General features: G+C 42.7%; 15 protein-coding genes. 7 read left to right on the top strand and 8 right to left on the bottom strand.

Annotation, left to right across the window (positions count from 1 at the left end; all coding sequences use genetic code 11):
* Positions 1–391: 391 nt before the first annotated feature.
* The 3 genes from hemG to C9J38_RS16905 are packed head-to-tail and all read right to left on the bottom strand — an operon-like array spanning position 392 to position 3,057.
* A complete protein-coding gene (gene hemG, locus C9J38_RS16915) occupies positions 392–928 on the bottom strand; it encodes a menaquinone-dependent protoporphyrinogen IX dehydrogenase (protein ID WP_107208110.1) in 537 nt (178 codons plus the stop codon).
* Positions 929–938: 10 nt separating this feature from the next.
* Complete coding sequence (locus C9J38_RS16910; RefSeq protein WP_107208109.1) at positions 939–2,396, bottom strand: TrkH family potassium uptake protein; 1,458 nt, start codon at positions 2,394–2,396, stop codon at positions 939–941.
* A 34-nt stretch (positions 2,397–2,430) separates the two neighbouring features.
* The gene (locus C9J38_RS16905) at positions 2,431–3,057 is read right to left on the bottom strand and encodes a YigZ family protein (protein WP_107208108.1); all 627 of its coding nucleotides are present in this window, start codon (positions 3,055–3,057) and stop codon (positions 2,431–2,433) included.
* Between the two features lie 266 nt (positions 3,058–3,323).
* Between C9J38_RS16905 and fadB the strand changes: the two genes are divergently transcribed.
* The 3 genes from fadB to C9J38_RS16890 all read left to right on the top strand — a co-directional run bounded on the left by fadB (position 3,324) and on the right by C9J38_RS16890 (position 7,899).
* Entirely contained in the window at positions 3,324–5,492 is a 2,169-nt protein-coding gene (fadB, locus tag C9J38_RS16900) for a fatty acid oxidation complex subunit alpha FadB (protein ID WP_107208107.1), read from the top strand.
* Positions 5,493–5,508: 16 nt separating this feature from the next.
* Positions 5,509–6,675, top strand: coding sequence for an acetyl-CoA C-acyltransferase FadA (gene fadA / locus C9J38_RS16895; RefSeq protein ID WP_107208106.1), 1,167 nt, complete (start codon positions 5,509–5,511; stop codon positions 6,673–6,675).
* 243 nt (positions 6,676–6,918) lie between these two features.
* Positions 6,919–7,899: an MDR family oxidoreductase gene (locus C9J38_RS16890; RefSeq protein WP_105061244.1), complete on the top strand. Its 981-nt coding sequence runs from the start codon at positions 6,919–6,921 to the stop codon at positions 7,897–7,899.
* A 58-nt stretch (positions 7,900–7,957) separates the two neighbouring features.
* On the opposite strand, the gene C9J38_RS16885 is transcribed toward C9J38_RS16890, so the two are convergent.
* Positions 7,958–8,902: a LysR family transcriptional regulator gene (locus tag C9J38_RS16885; protein WP_107208105.1), complete on the bottom strand. Its 945-nt coding sequence runs from the start codon at positions 8,900–8,902 to the stop codon at positions 7,958–7,960.
* A gap of 117 nt (positions 8,903–9,019) precedes the next feature.
* Positions 9,020–9,199: a hypothetical protein gene (locus tag C9J38_RS16880; protein ID WP_005372235.1), complete on the bottom strand. Its 180-nt coding sequence runs from the start codon at positions 9,197–9,199 to the stop codon at positions 9,020–9,022.
* A gap of 141 nt (positions 9,200–9,340) precedes the next feature.
* Between C9J38_RS16880 and tusA the strand changes: the two genes are divergently transcribed.
* Positions 9,341–9,589 carry a sulfurtransferase TusA gene (gene tusA, locus C9J38_RS16875; RefSeq protein WP_005372237.1) on the top strand — a complete coding sequence of 83 codons (249 nt, stop codon included), beginning with the start codon at positions 9,341–9,343 and terminating at the stop codon, positions 9,587–9,589.
* Between the two features lie 99 nt (positions 9,590–9,688).
* Here the strand turns inward: tusA and C9J38_RS16870 are convergent, their stop codons facing one another.
* From C9J38_RS16870 to C9J38_RS16860, 3 genes are all read right to left on the bottom strand, one after another.
* Positions 9,689–9,934 (bottom strand): hypothetical protein, encoded by a 246-nt coding sequence (locus tag C9J38_RS16870; RefSeq protein ID WP_199187142.1) that lies wholly within the window; start codon positions 9,932–9,934, stop codon positions 9,689–9,691.
* A gap of 168 nt (positions 9,935–10,102) precedes the next feature.
* Entirely contained in the window at positions 10,103–10,660 is a 558-nt protein-coding gene (locus C9J38_RS16865; RefSeq protein WP_107208103.1) for a TMEM165/GDT1 family protein, read from the bottom strand.
* Between the two features lie 294 nt (positions 10,661–10,954).
* Positions 10,955–11,644: an OmpA family lipoprotein gene (locus C9J38_RS16860; RefSeq protein WP_107208102.1), complete on the bottom strand. Its 690-nt coding sequence runs from the start codon at positions 11,642–11,644 to the stop codon at positions 10,955–10,957.
* Between the two features lie 294 nt (positions 11,645–11,938).
* On the opposite strand from C9J38_RS16860, the gene glyQ reads away from it, so the two are divergent.
* From glyQ to C9J38_RS16845, 3 genes are all read left to right on the top strand, one after another.
* Complete coding sequence (gene glyQ / locus C9J38_RS16855; protein WP_005372243.1) at positions 11,939–12,850, top strand: glycine--tRNA ligase subunit alpha; 912 nt, start codon at positions 11,939–11,941, stop codon at positions 12,848–12,850.
* A 9-nt stretch (positions 12,851–12,859) separates the two neighbouring features.
* On the top strand, positions 12,860–14,929 hold the full coding sequence (gene glyS, locus C9J38_RS16850; RefSeq protein ID WP_107208101.1) for a glycine--tRNA ligase subunit beta: 2,070 nt from the start codon (positions 12,860–12,862) through the stop codon (positions 14,927–14,929).
* 280 nt (positions 14,930–15,209) lie between these two features.
* Positions 15,210–16,457: a valine--pyruvate transaminase gene (locus C9J38_RS16845; RefSeq protein WP_107208100.1), complete on the top strand. Its 1,248-nt coding sequence runs from the start codon at positions 15,210–15,212 to the stop codon at positions 16,455–16,457.
* The last annotated feature ends 7 nt before the right edge of the window (positions 16,458–16,464 follow it).

The following is a 16,464-nucleotide window of genomic DNA, read 5'->3' as shown; positions in this document are numbered from 1 at the left end:
ATATTTGAATTGACTGTGCCAAATAACCGAAGTTATTTGTATTGGTCACTAGTATCATTGATAAATCTTTCGACTTAACTTTTCAACGAGTGCCCACACAGATTGCATGGTCAAATTGTTAAAGAACAATCCTCATCGAAACTAAAACTTTTAAACGTTTCAGGCTTTCGTTGAAGTGGATGGCCATTCTAGCGAAATAAGCTGTCGTGTCAAACACTTTTTTCAACTTATTTTATTAAATCTTTCATCCTATCGTCACTTCCCGAAATCCTTACTGGAAGCCGTTATCGCGTCGATGTGGCGGCATTATAGAGACAAAATGAGGCTTAGCAAGCAATAATTAACTTTTCTTTTAAAAAAGAGAACGTTAGTTCAAAAAGCAATCAACTTCCTATTTTTCATTCCGTTGCTGCTTAAATTGCGTAGCAAAATCGCTCACTTTATTCCAATCCGTGTATTCCACCTCTTTCGTCGTATCCGTTTCTCCACCTGTGATTTTCATAATCAACTTAATCATTGTGCGATCAAAGAAGTTATAACGGGGATATCTTAGTGCGCCAGCAAAAACGCCGATTAACACAGGGTGCCATGGTGACTTAATTAAGAACTTCTTAATATAAGCACTGCCCTCTGGCGTATCTTTGCCTTCTTTACGTGCAGTAAGATTCACACAGAAAAAAGCAACATTATATTGTGACAGTTCTTGTTGGTATTTATTGATAAATCGATACAGTTTCTTATTGAAGTGACCATAGCGAATAGAGGCGCCAACAAGCACACGATCATACAAATTAAAATCAACATTGGGCTCACTATGAATGTCTACATAGTCACAGTGGTACTGTTCACCTAATTGTTGCTCAATATGATTTAAGATTTTCTTAGTTTGCCCTTCACAACTCGAATGCAGCAACAATACCTTTTCCATAAGTACTCCTTTAGTTACGCCAGAATGTCGGCGTAAATAAAACTAATAATGTAAATACTTCTAATCGACCAAATAACATCGCAATAATTAATATCCATTTTGCGGAATCATTAACTTCACCAAAGTGGACAGCGACTTCTCCTAAACCGGGGCCTAAATTATTAAGTGTGGCTGCAACAGCTGAGAATGCAGTCAGCTCATCAAGCCCGGTCGCGATTAATGCCAACATGCAAACCACAAACACTAAGGCATAAGCCGAGAAAAAACCCCATACAGCATCAACGACTCGCTGAGGTAATGCTTTATTACCTAACTTAATCGTGTAAACCGCACGCGGGTGAACAAGACGTTTTAATTCACGTACACCTTGCAAAGAAAGTAGTAAAATTCTTATCACTTTCATACCGCCACCCGTTGAGCCTGCACATCCTCCTATAAATGAAGAGAATAAAAGCAGCACCGGTAAGAAAAGCGGCCAGTCAGAAAATCCTGTGGTCGTAAATCCTGCGGTCGTTGAGATAGATACGGTTTGAAATAACGCCTGATCAAACGCCGTAAAATAGGAATCATAAGGGCTATGTTTGAGTAATAAACCAAAGCAGATACCAAATAAAATCACCTGCGCACCGAGAAATGCGCGAAACTCAGGATCACGCCAATAGGTTCTTAAGTGCACACCACCATTACCGAAGGCAGCAAAGTGCAAAGAAAAATTACACGCTGAAATTAAAAGAAACACCACGGTGATCATATTAATCGTGGGGCTATTAAAATACCCGATACTGGCATCGTGGGTAGAAAAACCACCAATAGCGATAGTTGAGAAACTATGTGAGATAGCATCAAAAGCTGACATCCCTGCTAACCAAAATGCGAGTGCGCAAGCAATGGTTAAGGCAAGATAGATATACCACAAGGTTTTTGCTGTCTCAGCAATACGCGGCGTCATCTTACTGTCTTTTACCGGTCCCGGAATTTCTGCTCGATATAACTGCATCCCACCGATACCCAGTACGGGTAAAATGGCGACAGCAAGTACGATGATCCCCATACCACCAAACCACTGTAATAACTGGCGATAAAACAAAATCGCTTTAGGCAGATAGTCAAGGCCGACAATAACGGTCGCTCCTGTGGTTGTCAGCGCGGAAAATGATTCAAAAAAGGAGTCTGCGACTGACAAATCAGGTGTTTTAGATAATAAAAATGGGATTGCACCGGCACTACCAATAACCACCCAAAATAAGACAACAATAAGAAAACCGTCTCGAGCTTTTAGTTCATGGCGATGTTGTCGGTTTGGTAGCCACAATAAGCCACCACCTGTAATAAGAATAAAAAACGTCACGACAAACGGGAAACCCGCACCATCACGATAGATCAATGCCACCAGTGCAGGGATAAGCATGGTGACACTAAATAACGCGAGCAATAGCCCGACGATTCGAATAATTGAACGAAATTGCATGGCCTAAGCGGCTCTCACCTTAATATGGAAATGATTATGTATCTGAAGCCGAGCCTGCAATGATGCGCCCGCCACTACGATTGGTTAATTTGGCACGAAACTCTTCCACTATACGATTATCTAGCTCTATCTGCATAGTGACTTGATTACCATAATCGGCATGTAACTGAGTGCCATTGTATTCACTTAATAATGCTTCAACTAAAGACACTTGATTATATTCACAACTCAAATGCAATGTTGAAGTGATCACTTTTTCTTTTGTTTCGAGTAATGTCAGGGCTTGCTGTACCCCACCACCATAAGCTTTTACTAACCCACCAGTACCTAAACGAATACCACCATAGTAACGTGTTACAACAGCGGTCATTTCACCAACACCAGAGCCTGTTAGCTGTGCCAATATCGGCTTACCAGCGGTGCCTGATGGTTCGCCATCATCACTAAACCCCCATTTCATTGAGTCACTCGGGCGACCAGCGACAAATGCCCAGCAATTATGGCGCGCATCATGGTGACGCTCTTTAATTTGCTGTACGAACAGTTTCGCAGCCTCAATATTAGGGGTATGCGCTAAATAAGTAATAAAGCGACTTTTCTTGATCTCTTCTTCAAATATCACTTCTGCAGTAGGAACAAGATAAGGTTCAGAATTCGACATTATTTACGCCTTAATGATAAAGGGGTGGCAGGATACCACATTCCTCTCTATCTCATAGTGCTGTCGTTAACACCCTGTTATTACGCCATGCGTCAACTCACACCTTGTCTTGAAGTTGAGTCATTCATCATAAATGTTAAACAAATGTTTAAATTAGTGTTTGAATTTGTTTCTTTTAGGGTTCACACTTAGTTTATACCTACAACAGGTCAAACCAGTTAAATCAAACCAAATCCAGCGTAGACTGGAACATATGGAGATAGAACATGATTTACCAAGGTGAAACCCTATCCGTTAGCTATCTGGAAGATGGTATTGCGGAGATCAACCTTAATGCTCAAGGCCCAGTGAATAAATTCAATATTTCGACACTGGAAAGCTTCAATCAAGCACTTAATGCGTTGTATCAACAACCCGATTTAAAAGGGGTAATTATTACCTCAGCAAAAGACGCCTTTATTGTCGGTGCGGATATTACTGAGTTTCTCGGACTATTTGCCAAGCCAGAACAAGAACTCTCACAATGGCTTTCTCATGCCAATGACATTTTTAATAAGCTTGAAGATCTCCCTGTACCGACGCTTTCAGCCATTAATGGTTATGCGTTAGGCGGCGGTTGTGAGTGTGTACTTGCTACAGATTTTCGTGTTGCTGATACTAAAGCGCGTATTGGTCTACCTGAAACAAAATTGGGGATCATGCCAGGCTTTGGTGGCACAGTAAGACTGCCGCGTTTAATTGGTGCTGATTCAGCAATGGAAATCATTACCGCTGGTAAAGATAAGAAAGCACAAGACGCTTTAAAGTTGGGACTAGTTGATGCTGTTGTTGAAACTGACAACTTAAAGTACGCCGCACTGGCAATGATAAAAAGTGCGATTGAAGGAAAACTAGACTGGCAACAACGTCGAAAACAAAAACAAGCACCGCTTTCGCTTAATAAAATAGAAGCGACTATGAGCTTCTCGACAGCCAAAGGTATGGTCGCCAAAGTCGCTGGTAAACATTACCCTGCACCTATGGCTGCTGTGGCGACTATCGAACAAGCCGCACGATGCGCTCGAGATGAAGCATTAGTGATCGAAAACCAGCATTTTGTTCAATTAGCCAAAACCGATGTTGCTCAAGCATTGGTTAGCATTTTCTTAAACGACCAATATATTAAAAGCCAAGCCAAAAAAGCGTCAAAATCAGCAAAACCGACAGAGCACGCCATGGTATTAGGCGCAGGTATTATGGGGGGTGGTATCGCCTATCAATCAGCGCTAAAAGGCACGCCTGTTTTAATGAAAGATATTGCTGAAGCTTCATTGAGCTTAGGCATGAATGAAGCGGCCAAGCTGTTAAATAAACAACTTGAGCGTAAGCGTATTGATGGTTTAAAAATGGCTTCCGTTCTGTCATCCATTACTCCGAGTTTACATTACGCTGGCGCAGACAGTGTCGATATCGTAGTGGAAGCTGTCGTTGAAAATCCAAAAGTAAAAGCGGCGGTATTAGCTGATGTTGAAAACCAAGTGACCGACGACACCGTGCTTGCTTCAAATACCTCAACTATTCCAATTAACCTACTAGCCAAATCACTTAAACGCCCTGAAAATTTCTGTGGCATGCACTTTTTCAACCCCGTTCATCGCATGCCATTAGTTGAGATCATTCGCGGTGAAAAAACATCGAAAGAGACCATTGATCGCGTTGTCGCTTATGCTGCGAAAATGGGTAAATCACCAATTGTTGTTAATGACTGCCCAGGGTTCTTTGTGAACCGCGTGCTCTTCCCTTACTTTTCTGGCTTTAGCTTATTGCTTAAAGATGGGGCTGATTACATTCAAATCGATAAAGTCATGGAAAAAGAGTTTGGTTGGCCAATGGGTCCTGCTTATCTACTCGATGTTGTCGGTATTGATACGGCGCATCACGCGCAAGCGGTCATGGCAGAAGGTTTCCCTGATCGTATGGGGAAAAATGGTAAAGATGCCATTGATGTGATGTTTGAAGCACAGCGTTTCGGTCAGAAAAACGGCCATGGTTTCTTTAGCTACTCTATCGATCGTAAAGGTAAACCGAAAAAAGCCGTGTCAGATAAGACAGAAGCACTTCTCGCCCCTGTTTGCCAACCAAATACAGCGTTTACCAGCGACGCTATTATCGCTCGTATGATGATCCCTATGATTAATGAAGTGGTGCGTTGTTTAGAAGAAAACATTATCGCCACGCCAGCCGAAGCCGATATGGCGTTGGTGTACGGTTTAGGTTTCCCACCATTTAGAGGTGGTGTGTTCCGTTACCTTGATAGCTTAGGGCTTGCCAATTATGTTGCACTGGCCGATCAATATGCCGAATTAGGTGCATTGTATGAAGTACCAAAAGGACTACGAGAAAAAGCCACTAAAGGCGAAACGTACTATAACCATACCACTAACCTGAACGCTTAAGGATGAGGGCATCATTATGAATAACGTTGTAATTGTTGATTGTATCCGCACCCCGATGGGACGTTCAAAAGCTGGGGCTTATAGGAACGTTCGCGCCGAAGATCTTTCCGCTCATTTAATGAAAGGTTTGCTTGAGCGCAACCCACAACTCGATCCAAACAATATTGAAGATATTTACTGGGGCTGTGTTCAGCAAACCTTAGAGCAAGGTTTTAATGTCGCACGTAATGCCGCACTTTTAGCAGGCATTCCCCATTCTGTTGGTGCAACAACGGTCAATCGCTTATGTGGTTCATCAATGCAGGCGATACATGATGCAACCCGCGCAATCATGGTTGGTGACGCGAAAACATGTATTATCGGTGGCGTTGAACACATGGGACATGTACCAATGAACCATGGTGTTGATTTCCACCCGGGGTTATCAAAATCCGTTGCAAAAGCGGCAGGTATGATGGGACTAACCGCTGAAATGCTAGGTCGAATGCATGGTATCAGTCGAGAAATGCAAGATGCCTTTGCTGCACGCTCTCATCAACGAGCTTACGCAGCCACAGTTGAAGGACGTTTTAATAACGAAATACTCGCCACTGAAGGTCACGATAGCGATGGGATTTTAAAGCGCTTTGAAACCGATGAAGTTATTCGTCCTGAAACCACCGTAGAAACCTTGAGTCAGCTTCGCCCTGTTTTCGATCCCGTTAATGGTACGGTTACCGCAGGCACCTCTTCAGCCTTATCTGATGGCGCATCCGCTATGCTATTAATGGATGAGCAACATGCCCGTGATTTAGGGCTACGTATTCGTGCGCGCGTAAAATCAATGGCCGTTGCAGGCTGCGATCCATCTATTATGGGTTATGGCCCTGTACCTGCTACTCAAAAAGCACTTAAACGAGCAGGCTTAACCATCGATGACATCGGAATGATAGAGCTCAATGAGGCCTTTGCAGCGCAATCGCTCCCTTGCGCAAAAGACTTAGGTCTACTCGATAAAATGGATGAAAAAGTTAATCTCAATGGCGGTGCTATTGCACTTGGGCATCCTCTTGGCTGTTCAGGCTCTCGTATTTCAACCACATTAATAAACTTAATGGAAAGCCATGACGTTGAGTTTGGTTTAGCGACCATGTGTATTGGTCTTGGCCAAGGTATTGCTACCATTTTTGAACGCGTAGAATAATAGACACCCCACTGACACAAAAAGCTTACCCTCACGGTAAGCTTTTTTTATTCTCGCTATTTATTTTTTATATTAGCGATATACTCAATCAGACTATCTACCTAAAAGATAAAAGACGATTTCAACGAATATATGCTAGGTGTACATAGATACCATGATTAAGTTTCATTTTATTCATAACTAAAAGTCGATATACACTTATCTTACATTCACTGTCGAACATGAATTTACCGGAGCATTGCTATGTTTAAAGCACTCGTACTAGAACAAGAAGATAAAAAAACAATTGCAGGTATTCGTCAGCTAGAAACATCAGAGCTTCCTGAAGGTGATGTATTAATTAATGTTGATTACTCTTCACTGAATTACAAAGATGGTTTAGCGATCACCGGTAAAGGTCGCATTGTTCGTCAATTCCCAATGGTTCCAGGTGTCGATCTAACGGGTACTGTCGCTGAGTCTTCAGATAACCGTTACAAAGCTGGTGATAAAGTTGTCTTAACTGGCTGGGGTGTCGGTGAAGGTCACTGGGGTGGCATGGCAGAAAAAGCACGCCTAAAAGCAGATTGGTTAGTACCGCTACCTGAAAAATTCGATGGCAAACAAGCTATGATGATTGGTACTGCAGGCTTAACAGCAATGCTTTGTGTACAAGCGCTTATTGATGCTGATGTAAAACCAGAAGACGGTGAAATTTTAGTTACAGGTGCAAGTGGCGGTGTTGGCTCTGTTGCTGTGACTTTACTTTCTCAACTAGGCTACAAAGTAGCGGCAGTGACAGGTCGCGCAGAAGTTAATGGCGACCTACTGAAAAAGCTTGGCGCAACAACAATTATTGAGCGTAGCGTATTTGAAGAGCCTGCTCGCCCATTAGATAAACAACTATGGGCTGGTGCTATTGATACTGTTGGTAGCAAAGTATTGGCAAAAGTATTGAGCCAAATTAACTACAATGGTGCGGTTGCTATTTGTGGTCTTGCTGGCGGTTTTGATTTACCAACAACAGTAATGCCATTTATTCTTCGTAACGTTCGCCTACAAGGTGTAGATTCTGTAATGTGTCCGTTCGAGAAACGTCAACAAGCTTGGCAACGTCTATCTGAAATTCTACCAGCAAGCTACTTTGAACAAGCTTGTCGCGAAGTAGAACTTGAAGAAGTTGCAGAATGTGCTGAAGCGATCACTAATGGTCAAATCACAGGTCGTGTCGTTATCAAGCTTTAATCGATAACCCCACACCAACTAAGAAGGTCAGTCATTGTGCTGGCCTTTTTGTTATCCGCTACTTTATTAAACCCATATCAAGGATCCGCGAATCAATCAGCCGACTACACTCTTCTTTTATAATATTACGTAGCCATATTTGCGATGCTGAATGCTCACACCGTGAATGCCAAATAAGAGAGTAATCAAACGGTTTAAACTCAAACGGCAGCGGTTTAACCACCAAGTCATAACGTTCTGCGACTAAATACGCGAGATCGGCAGGAACGGTAATAATCAGCGGCATGATCTTGAGCACCGCTAATGCGGCTTCTAAGTGGTATGCCCGTAGCACCAATTTAAGTTCAGGGTAGCCACGCAACTCATCATCAATTAATGACTTAACTCCATCACTAATCGCTATCATGGCATGAGGGTACGTCAGGTAATCATCAAACGTTAAGGGCTTATTAGCTAACGGGTGATCGGATGCTATCAAGCAAAATACACTCACTAAACCAAGTTGCTGATGACAAAGTGAATCAATATCTCCAACAGGGCGACAAATTGCCATGTCACAACCGTCACTGGTTAATTGCCCCAATAGGTGATCATGTTGCAGTGGTGCAAACTCTAATGAGATATGTGGCGCTTCTTGATAAATTCGCGGCAAAGCAAAAGGCAAAATGGTTTGCATCGCATAGTCTGTTGTCGCAATTTTGAACCGCTGATCACACTGGCTAGGCTGAAAATCATTAGGCGTTAATAAAAGACGTAACGACTCCAAAGGGTCATTTAACAGCTCATTGATCTCTAATGCTCGTTGAGTTGGAATTAGTGCCTGCCCCTGTCGGGTAAATAAGGGATCATGTAATAAATCACGTAATCGACCTAACACACGGCTCATGGCTGATTGGCTTAAATTCAAACGAACAGCTGCACGACTAACGCTTCCTTCATCCAAAAGAACTTTCAGTGCTACCAACAAATTTAAGTCACGACGATAAACTTCTTCTAGTTCCATCAGGCTCTCAGGGACTCGGAATTAATCAAATGTGACAATATTATGAGGGGATAGATAAAAAAAATCCCGCTTTAATCGCGGGAAAACCCAAGATGATGGGTGTTGGTTATGAATAAATTAGTTTTCTTCTTCCAATTCAGCATCGCTGGTCAGTTCAAACCATAATCCAAGAGCCGCTGAAAACAGGCCGCCAATAGCAAAAATGCCCATATCATTTGAACTGGTTAACATGATGGTGCAGAACGAGATAAAACACAGCACGGCATAAATTGTCAGTCTATCCATTGATGTCAGCATACTACTTCCCCCTAATCCTTCAGAAAGAAAAGTTAATAACTTGTTAATTACGTTACACAGTATATCTTGATTTGCCAAGTGTTATTGATTAATTCTTGTCCATAAGTATGATCTACCACTTACTAATTAGATGTGTATGTTATGACTGCTATTTTTGATAATCCGACCCACAGCCTAGAAGCGCAAGGACTACGCTGCCCTGAGCCTGTGATGATGGTTCGTAAAACGGTAAGGAAAATGGCCGAAGGCGAAACCCTATTGGTATTGGCTGACGATCCGTCAACGACACGCGATATTCCCAGTTTTTGCCGCTTTATGGATCACACACTGCTTGCCGCAGAAACAGAAAGCGTTCCTTATCGCTTTTTGATCCAAAAAGGCACCAACTAAGCACTGACAAAAATACCAAAATAAATAACAAAAAAGGCAGCCCTTTAAATTAGGCTGCCTTTTTAATTACTATCACATTATCTCTAACGTGAAAGAACACTACACATCATTCATTTTTTGACGTAATGCTGCTAACTCATTATGCAAATCACGTATTTCTTTTTTAAGCGGTAAGACATAACGCAATCGAACTAATGAATCTAACGCCAGATATAAGGTAACAAGTGCCCCTACTACCATAGGAAGCCACATGTCCGTTAAGACCATACCAAAGATATTCAGCACCAATGCCAAGTGAAATAACCAACATTGGCTTTTCAGCGATAGCGCGAGAAACTGAGCCATACTCCCTCCTGCAATTACAGCAAAACGAACCAATGACATAACTTCATTTACTCTAGCATGAGAGAATTAACGCTTCATATCGTGCTATCACACTTCATCATAATGAAACAAAACACTGACTCCTGCTAGGCAATAAAGTCATGTTTCACATGAAACGATCAGTGATATCTACATACCAAACGCAGCACCTGCAGCTAAGAAAATAAAGAGCGCAGCAGTAATTTTGCGTATCAGTCCTAGCGGCATTTTTTCAGCTGATAACTTACCAATAAGAACCACGGGAACATTGGCCAACAACATTCCAATCGTCGTACCAAGCACAACCCACATTAGTGCATCATGGTATTTCGCCCCTAGCATCGTCGTAGCGATTTGGGTTTTATCACCAATTTCCGCGATAAAGAACGCAATAAAACTGGCAATGAAAGGGCCTCGATTTGATAATTTTTCTTCATCATCGAGTTTATCGGGAATTAAGATCCAGCCAGCCATTAAAATAAAACTCACCACTAACACCCACTTTAAAATATTCGGTGTTAAGTAATCAGCAATAGCGACACCAAGCCATGCAGCTAATGCATGATTAACGATAGTCGCAAGAAAAATGGCACAAATAATGGGAAAGGGTTTGCGATATCGACTGGCTAACAGTAGGGATAAAAGTTGGGTCTTATCACCAATTTCGGCTAAAGCAACAGACGTAATAGAAACAGCTAAAACACTCACAACATACTCTCTGGGGCGGGAATTATTGATACCAATAGCAAAACATACACTCCCACCCCGGTTTGTGTTGTTTGCCGTTGGTCTTGCCAAATTTATCGCGCTGGATAAATCATAATTACCACGAAGATTTTGCTTCGATTATGTTGATAATTATCTCGCAAAGTGCGAGAGGCTACTCCCCAAAGGAAAGCTAAGTGTAACAAAGAAAAGCGGGTATTTTAACCATTAATGATCATTCTATAGATACAAAAACGGTGAGCCAACGCTCACCGTTTGATCACGCTAAAGGTAAAATTAACCTAGTGGAGAAAGAATAATTTCTACACGACGGTTTTGCGCACGACCGTTCGCCGTACTATTAGAAGCGATTGGATTAGACTCACCACGCCCTTGAGATACCACACGATTAGCATTCACACCTTGACGGATTAAGTAGTTAGCAACCGCATCTGCACGAACTTGAGATAGGCGAAGATTGTATGCTTCAGTGCCTTTGCTATCAGTGAAACCTAATACATTTAACTGTGTTTTTTCGTATTCTTTAGCCACAATCGCTACGTTATGCAGAGCATTCATCGCACGATCATTTAAGTTTGCCTGATCAAAACCAAACGTAATTTCGTTTGGCATGTTAAGAATGATGTTATTACCATCACGGGTAACACTGATACCTGAAGATGCTAATTGCTGACGTAGTTTCGCTTCTTGCACATCCATGTAGTAACCAATACCGCCACCAAGTGCAGCACCAGCAGCAGCGCCAATCAGAGCACCTTTACCGCGGTCGTGCTTGCTTGAAGAAGCAACACCAATTGCAGCTCCAGCAAGTGCACCAATGATTGAGCCACCAGTGCCTTTCGCTGTTTGTGATTCACCTGTGTATGGATTTACAGTTGAACAACCAGCCATAGTTACAGAAGCCACAACAGAAAGTACTGCAGCGCGCACCCACTTTTTAGATGCCATTGCTTGAATTTGAGCCATCTTTTTTAAGTATCCGTATACTCGATCCGAAGATCGAAAAAATTGAAATTTATGCTACTAGGCCATTAAACCTAATAATACTTTTTATGTATTGTAATCAACAACGGTATATGAGGCATCAAAAGAATGTAAAAATTCCCTTAATGCAAAATAAAAAAGGAGAAAAGCTGGAAGAATTTTGGTAAATCCCCCAACAGATGTGTAAAAAACACGCACTGCCCCTACTCGCCTCAGGGTTGGCGAGGTATACTGGATTATTACTCTTTTTAATCCACTAATCTCGCGAAGCTGACAATGCAGAAATACGATATTAAAACCTTTCAGGGCATGATCCTCGCGCTGCAGGATTACTGGGGCCAACAAGGTTGTACTATTGTGCAACCCCTAGACATGGAAGTGGGCGCAGGTACTTCTCACCCAATGACATGTTTACGTGCTCTAGGTCCAGAACCAATTGCAGCAGCGTATGTACAACCATCTCGCCGACCAACTGACGGTCGTTACGGCGAAAACCCTAACCGTCTACAGCACTACTACCAGTTCCAAGTGATGCTAAAACCATCGCCAGACAACATTCAAGAACTGTACTTAGGCTCATTAGAAGTACTCGGTATCGATACTAAAGTGCACGACATCCGTTTTGTTGAAGACAACTGGGAAAACCCAACATTGGGTGCTTGGGGTCTAGGCTGGGAAGTTTGGCTAAACGGCATGGAAGTAACACAGTTTACTTACTTCCAGCAGGTTGGTGGCCTTGAGTGTAAACCTGTAACAGGTGAAATCACTTACGGTATCGAGCGTCTTGCGATGTACATTCAGAACGTTGATTCTGTTTACGACCTAGTATGGACTGATGGTCCTTTAGGCAAAGTGACGTATGGTGATATTTTCCACCAGAACGAAGTTGAGCAATCAACGTACAACTTTGAGCACGCTGATGTCGACTTCCTATTCACATTCTTCGATCAATGTGAAAAAGAATCAATCAAACTACTAGAGCTAGAGCAACCACTACCGTTGCCTGCTTACGAGCGTATTCTAAAAGCCGCTCATGCATTTAACCTATTAGATGCACGTAAAGCGATCTCTGTAACTGAACGTCAACGTTACATTTTGCGTATTCGCAACGTAACTAAACAAGTTGCTGAAGCTTACTACGCATCTCGTGAAGCACTTGGCTTCCCAATGTGTAAAAAAGACAAGTAAGGGATCGCCATGACACATAAGAATTTCTTAATCGAACTCGGTACGGAAGAGCTACCACCAACAGCATTACGTACCCTAGCAGAAGCTTTTGCTGCTAACTTTGAAGCTGAATTAAAAGCCGCAGATCTACCTCATGATGGTATCAAATGGTATGCCGCTCCTCGTCGTTTAGCCCTTAAAGTAACGGGTCTTGCTGAAAACCAGCCAGACAAAGTGGTTGAAAAACGTGGACCTGCGGTATCAGCAGCATTCGACGCTGACGGAAAACCAACCAAAGCTGCTCAAGGTTGGGCTCGTGGTAATGGTATTACGGTTGATCAAGCAGAGCGCATGGTTACCGATAAAGGCGAATGGTTACTGTTCAAGCAAGAAGTCAAAGGCCAACCAGCCCAAACACTACTACCTGAACTGGCTGCTGCTGCACTGGCTAAACTGCCAATCCCACGTCCAATGCGTTGGGGTGATAAAGAAACTCAGTTTATCCGTCCAGTGAAAACACTGACCATGCTATTGGGTGACGAGCTAATCGAAGGCACTATTTTAGGTGTTGCTTCAGCACGTACTATCCGTGGTCACCGCTTCATGGGTGAAGCTGAGTTTACTATCGACAACGCGGATCAATACCCTGCTATCTTAGAAGAGCGCGGTAAAGTAATGGCTGATTATGAAGCGCGTAAAGCGATCATTTTAGCTGATGCGAAAAAAGCAGCTGAAGCTGTTGGCGGTATTGCAGATCTTGAAGATGATCTGGTTGAAGAAGTGACCTCTCTTGTTGAGTGGCCTGTGGTACTAACAGCATCTTTTGAAGAGGAATTCTTAAAGGTTCCTTCTGAAGCTTTAGTTTACACCATGAAAGGTGATCAGAAGTACTTCCCTGTCTACGATACGGAAGGCAAACTTGTGCCTAAGTTCATCTTCGTATCCAACATCATCTCTAACGATCCAAGCCAAATTATCTCAGGTAACGAGAAAGTGGTTCGTCCTCGTCTAGCGGATGCTGAGTTCTTCTTTAATACTGACCTTAAGAGCAAGTTGATTGATCGCCTGCCTCAACTAGAGACTGCGATTTTCCAAAAGCAATTGGGTACAATTAAAGACAAGACAGATCGTATTACTGAGCTTGCTGGCTACATTGCAGACAAGATCGGTGCTGATGTAACTAACGCAAAACGTGCTGGTCTACTGGCGAAATGTGACCTAATGACATCTATGGTATTTGAATTTACAGATACGCAAGGTGTAATGGGTATGCACTATGCACGTCATGACGGCGAAGCTGAAGATGTTGCACTAGCACTTAACGAGCAATACATGCCTCGTTTTGCTGGCGATCAACTTCCAAGCACACCTGTATCATCAGCCGTGGCTATGGCTGATAAACTAGATACGATTGTAGGTATCTTCGGTATTGGTCAAGCACCAAAAGGTAGTGATCCCTTCGCACTTCGTCGCGCATCGCTAGGTGTATTACGTATCATCGTTGAAAATGGCTACGACTTAGACTTAGTTGATCTAGTCGCGAAAGCGCACTCACTATTTGGTGACAAGCTAACCAACAACAACGTTGATTCAGATGTCATTGAGTTTATGCTTGGCCGTTTCCGTGCATGGTACCAAGATGCAGGCTTTAGTATTGATGTTATCCAAGCTGTGCTTGCGATGCACCCAACTCAACCAGCCGACTTTGATAAGCGTGTTAAAGCGGTAAGCCACTTCCGTGAGCTTGATGCTGCTGAGTCACTAGCAGCAGCGAATAAGCGTGTTGGTAACATCCTTGCGAAGTTTGACGGTGAGCTCCCAACTACAGTTGATAACAGCCTACTTGTTGAAGCTGCGGAAAAAGAGCTAGCTGAAAAGGTTGAAGCGGTTGTAACAGCCCTTGAACCTGTCTTTGCTACTGGCGATTACCAAACAGCACTGACAGAGCTTGCTTCACTTCGTGAGCCTGTCGATGCATTCTTCGATAACGTAATGGTGATGGCTGATGACGAAAAACTTAAAGTTAATCGTCTAGCACTACTTAACCTACTACGTAACCAATTCTTGAAAGTAGCAGATATCTCTCTACTGCAAAAATAAGGTTACTGACGTTATTAAAAACCACGCTCCGGCGTGGTTTTTTTTCGCCTTGATTCTGCTGTATCTTATCTATTGTTTCATGTGGAACATCTTTTTACTTATATTAAATACGCGTACAACCACCTTGATATACAGTGAAATCCACAGCACCGACCATCACTAACCGATAATATTTCAACTTTTTCTGAACCGAACAATACGTTATGTTACGCTCAATAAGCCATCATATTGATAGCACTTACATCAAGAACTAAATATCGACACTGAGGTTGTAAACGTAATGGACTTTTCGCGCTTTGGTAATAAGTTTGCAGGTGATTCTGGGATCACTCTATTAATGCAAGATCTCAACAATGGACTCACCAATCCCAATGCCATCATGCTCGGTGGTGGAAATCCAGCGCAAATCCCAGCCATGAATCACTACTTTACCGAGCTATTAAAAGACATGGCAATTACAGGTGAGCTTACCGCGTCGATGACTAACTATGATGGCCCACAAGGTAAAGATCGCTTTCTAGATGCGCTTGCTGCACTGTTACAGCAACAATACGGTTGGGAAATTAGTTCGAAAAATATTGTCTTAACCAATGGCAGCCAAAGTGCATTCTTTAGTTTATTTAACTTGCTGGCAGGTGAATTTGAAAATGGCAAAAAGAAGAAAATATTACTGCCGTTATCGCCAGAATACATTGGTTACGCAGATGCCGGTTTAAGCCCTGATATGTTTATCTCGTACCAACCTACAATCAGCATGTTGGAAGATGGCTTTTTTAAATACCATGTCGATTTTAGCAAACTCGTCATCGATGACAGCATCGCAGCAATTTGTGCCTCTCGTCCTACTAACCCGACTGGCAATGTACTTACAGATAAAGAAATTGAACATTTAGCAGCACTGGCTAAAGAGCACCAGATCCCATTAATTATCGACAATGCTTACGGCTTACCCTTCCCTGATATTATCTTTGAAGAGGTAACACCGTTTTGGGATAACAACACCATTCTGTGCATGAGCTTATCCAAACTTGGGTTACCCGGTGTCCGATGCGGTATCGTGATTGCCAATGAAGCCATGGTTACTGCTTTGTCTAACATCAATGGTATCGTCAACTTAGCGCCTGGTAGTATTGGCCCTGCGGTGGCAACGAAAATGATCCACCAGCAAGAACTATTACCACTGAGCCAAAACGTGATTAAGCCGTTTTATCATCAGAAGGTGCAACGCGCCGTTGAATTACTGCGCCAAGCTATCCCCGATCCTCGATTTAAAATTCACAAACCTGAAGGCGCTATCTTCTTATGGCTATGGTTTGAAGATTTACCGATCACCACGAAGGTACTGTATCAACGCTTAAAACAACGTGGCGTACTGATCGTGCCTGGTGAATATTTCTTTATCGGATTACAAGATGAGTGGGCACATAGCCATGAATGCTTACGCATGAACTATGTCCAAGATGATGAAGCAATGCAGCGTGGTATTACGATTATTGCAGAAGAAGTCGCTAAAGCTTACGCAGAATAACCGCTTT

The sequence above is a fragment of the Photobacterium sp. GB-210 genome, assembly GCF_003026075.1.
GTDB lineage: Bacteria > Pseudomonadota > Gammaproteobacteria > Enterobacterales > Vibrionaceae > Photobacterium.
The sequence above is the reverse complement of the archived record's forward strand: the minus strand, read 5'-3'. Positions and strand labels throughout refer to the sequence as shown.

What these genes read in the sequence shown, in the direction of transcription:
- fadB (WP_107208107.1), top strand. Translation starts at nt 3,324, where the DNA reads ATGATTTACCAAGGTGAAACCCTATCCGTTAGCTATCTGGAAGATGGT.
- C9J38_RS16905 (WP_107208108.1), bottom strand. Translation starts at nt 3,057, where the DNA reads ATGTCGAATTCTGAACCTTATCTTGTTCCTACTGCAGAAGTGATATTT.
- glyS (WP_107208101.1), top strand. Translation starts at nt 12,860, where the DNA reads ATGACACATAAGAATTTCTTAATCGAACTCGGTACGGAAGAGCTACCA.
- fadA (WP_107208106.1), top strand. Translation starts at nt 5,509, where the DNA reads ATGAATAACGTTGTAATTGTTGATTGTATCCGCACCCCGATGGGACGT.
- C9J38_RS16910 (WP_107208109.1), bottom strand. Translation starts at nt 2,396, where the DNA reads ATGCAATTTCGTTCAATTATTCGAATCGTCGGGCTATTGCTCGCGTTA.
- C9J38_RS16845 (WP_107208100.1), top strand. Translation starts at nt 15,210, where the DNA reads ATGGACTTTTCGCGCTTTGGTAATAAGTTTGCAGGTGATTCTGGGATC.
- C9J38_RS16860 (WP_107208102.1), bottom strand. Translation starts at nt 11,644, where the DNA reads ATGGCTCAAATTCAAGCAATGGCATCTAAAAAGTGGGTGCGCGCTGCA.
- C9J38_RS16890 (WP_105061244.1), top strand. Translation starts at nt 6,919, where the DNA reads ATGTTTAAAGCACTCGTACTAGAACAAGAAGATAAAAAAACAATTGCA.
- C9J38_RS16880 (WP_005372235.1), bottom strand. Translation starts at nt 9,199, where the DNA reads ATGCTGACATCAATGGATAGACTGACAATTTATGCCGTGCTGTGTTTT.
- C9J38_RS16885 (WP_107208105.1), bottom strand. Translation starts at nt 8,902, where the DNA reads ATGGAACTAGAAGAAGTTTATCGTCGTGACTTAAATTTGTTGGTAGCA.
- C9J38_RS16870 (WP_199187142.1), bottom strand. Translation starts at nt 9,934, where the DNA reads ATGGCTCAGTTTCTCGCGCTATCGCTGAAAAGCCAATGTTGGTTATTT.
- glyQ (WP_005372243.1), top strand. Translation starts at nt 11,939, where the DNA reads ATGCAGAAATACGATATTAAAACCTTTCAGGGCATGATCCTCGCGCTG.
- tusA (WP_005372237.1), top strand. Translation starts at nt 9,341, where the DNA reads ATGACTGCTATTTTTGATAATCCGACCCACAGCCTAGAAGCGCAAGGA.
- hemG (WP_107208110.1), bottom strand. Translation starts at nt 928, where the DNA reads ATGGAAAAGGTATTGTTGCTGCATTCGAGTTGTGAAGGGCAAACTAAG.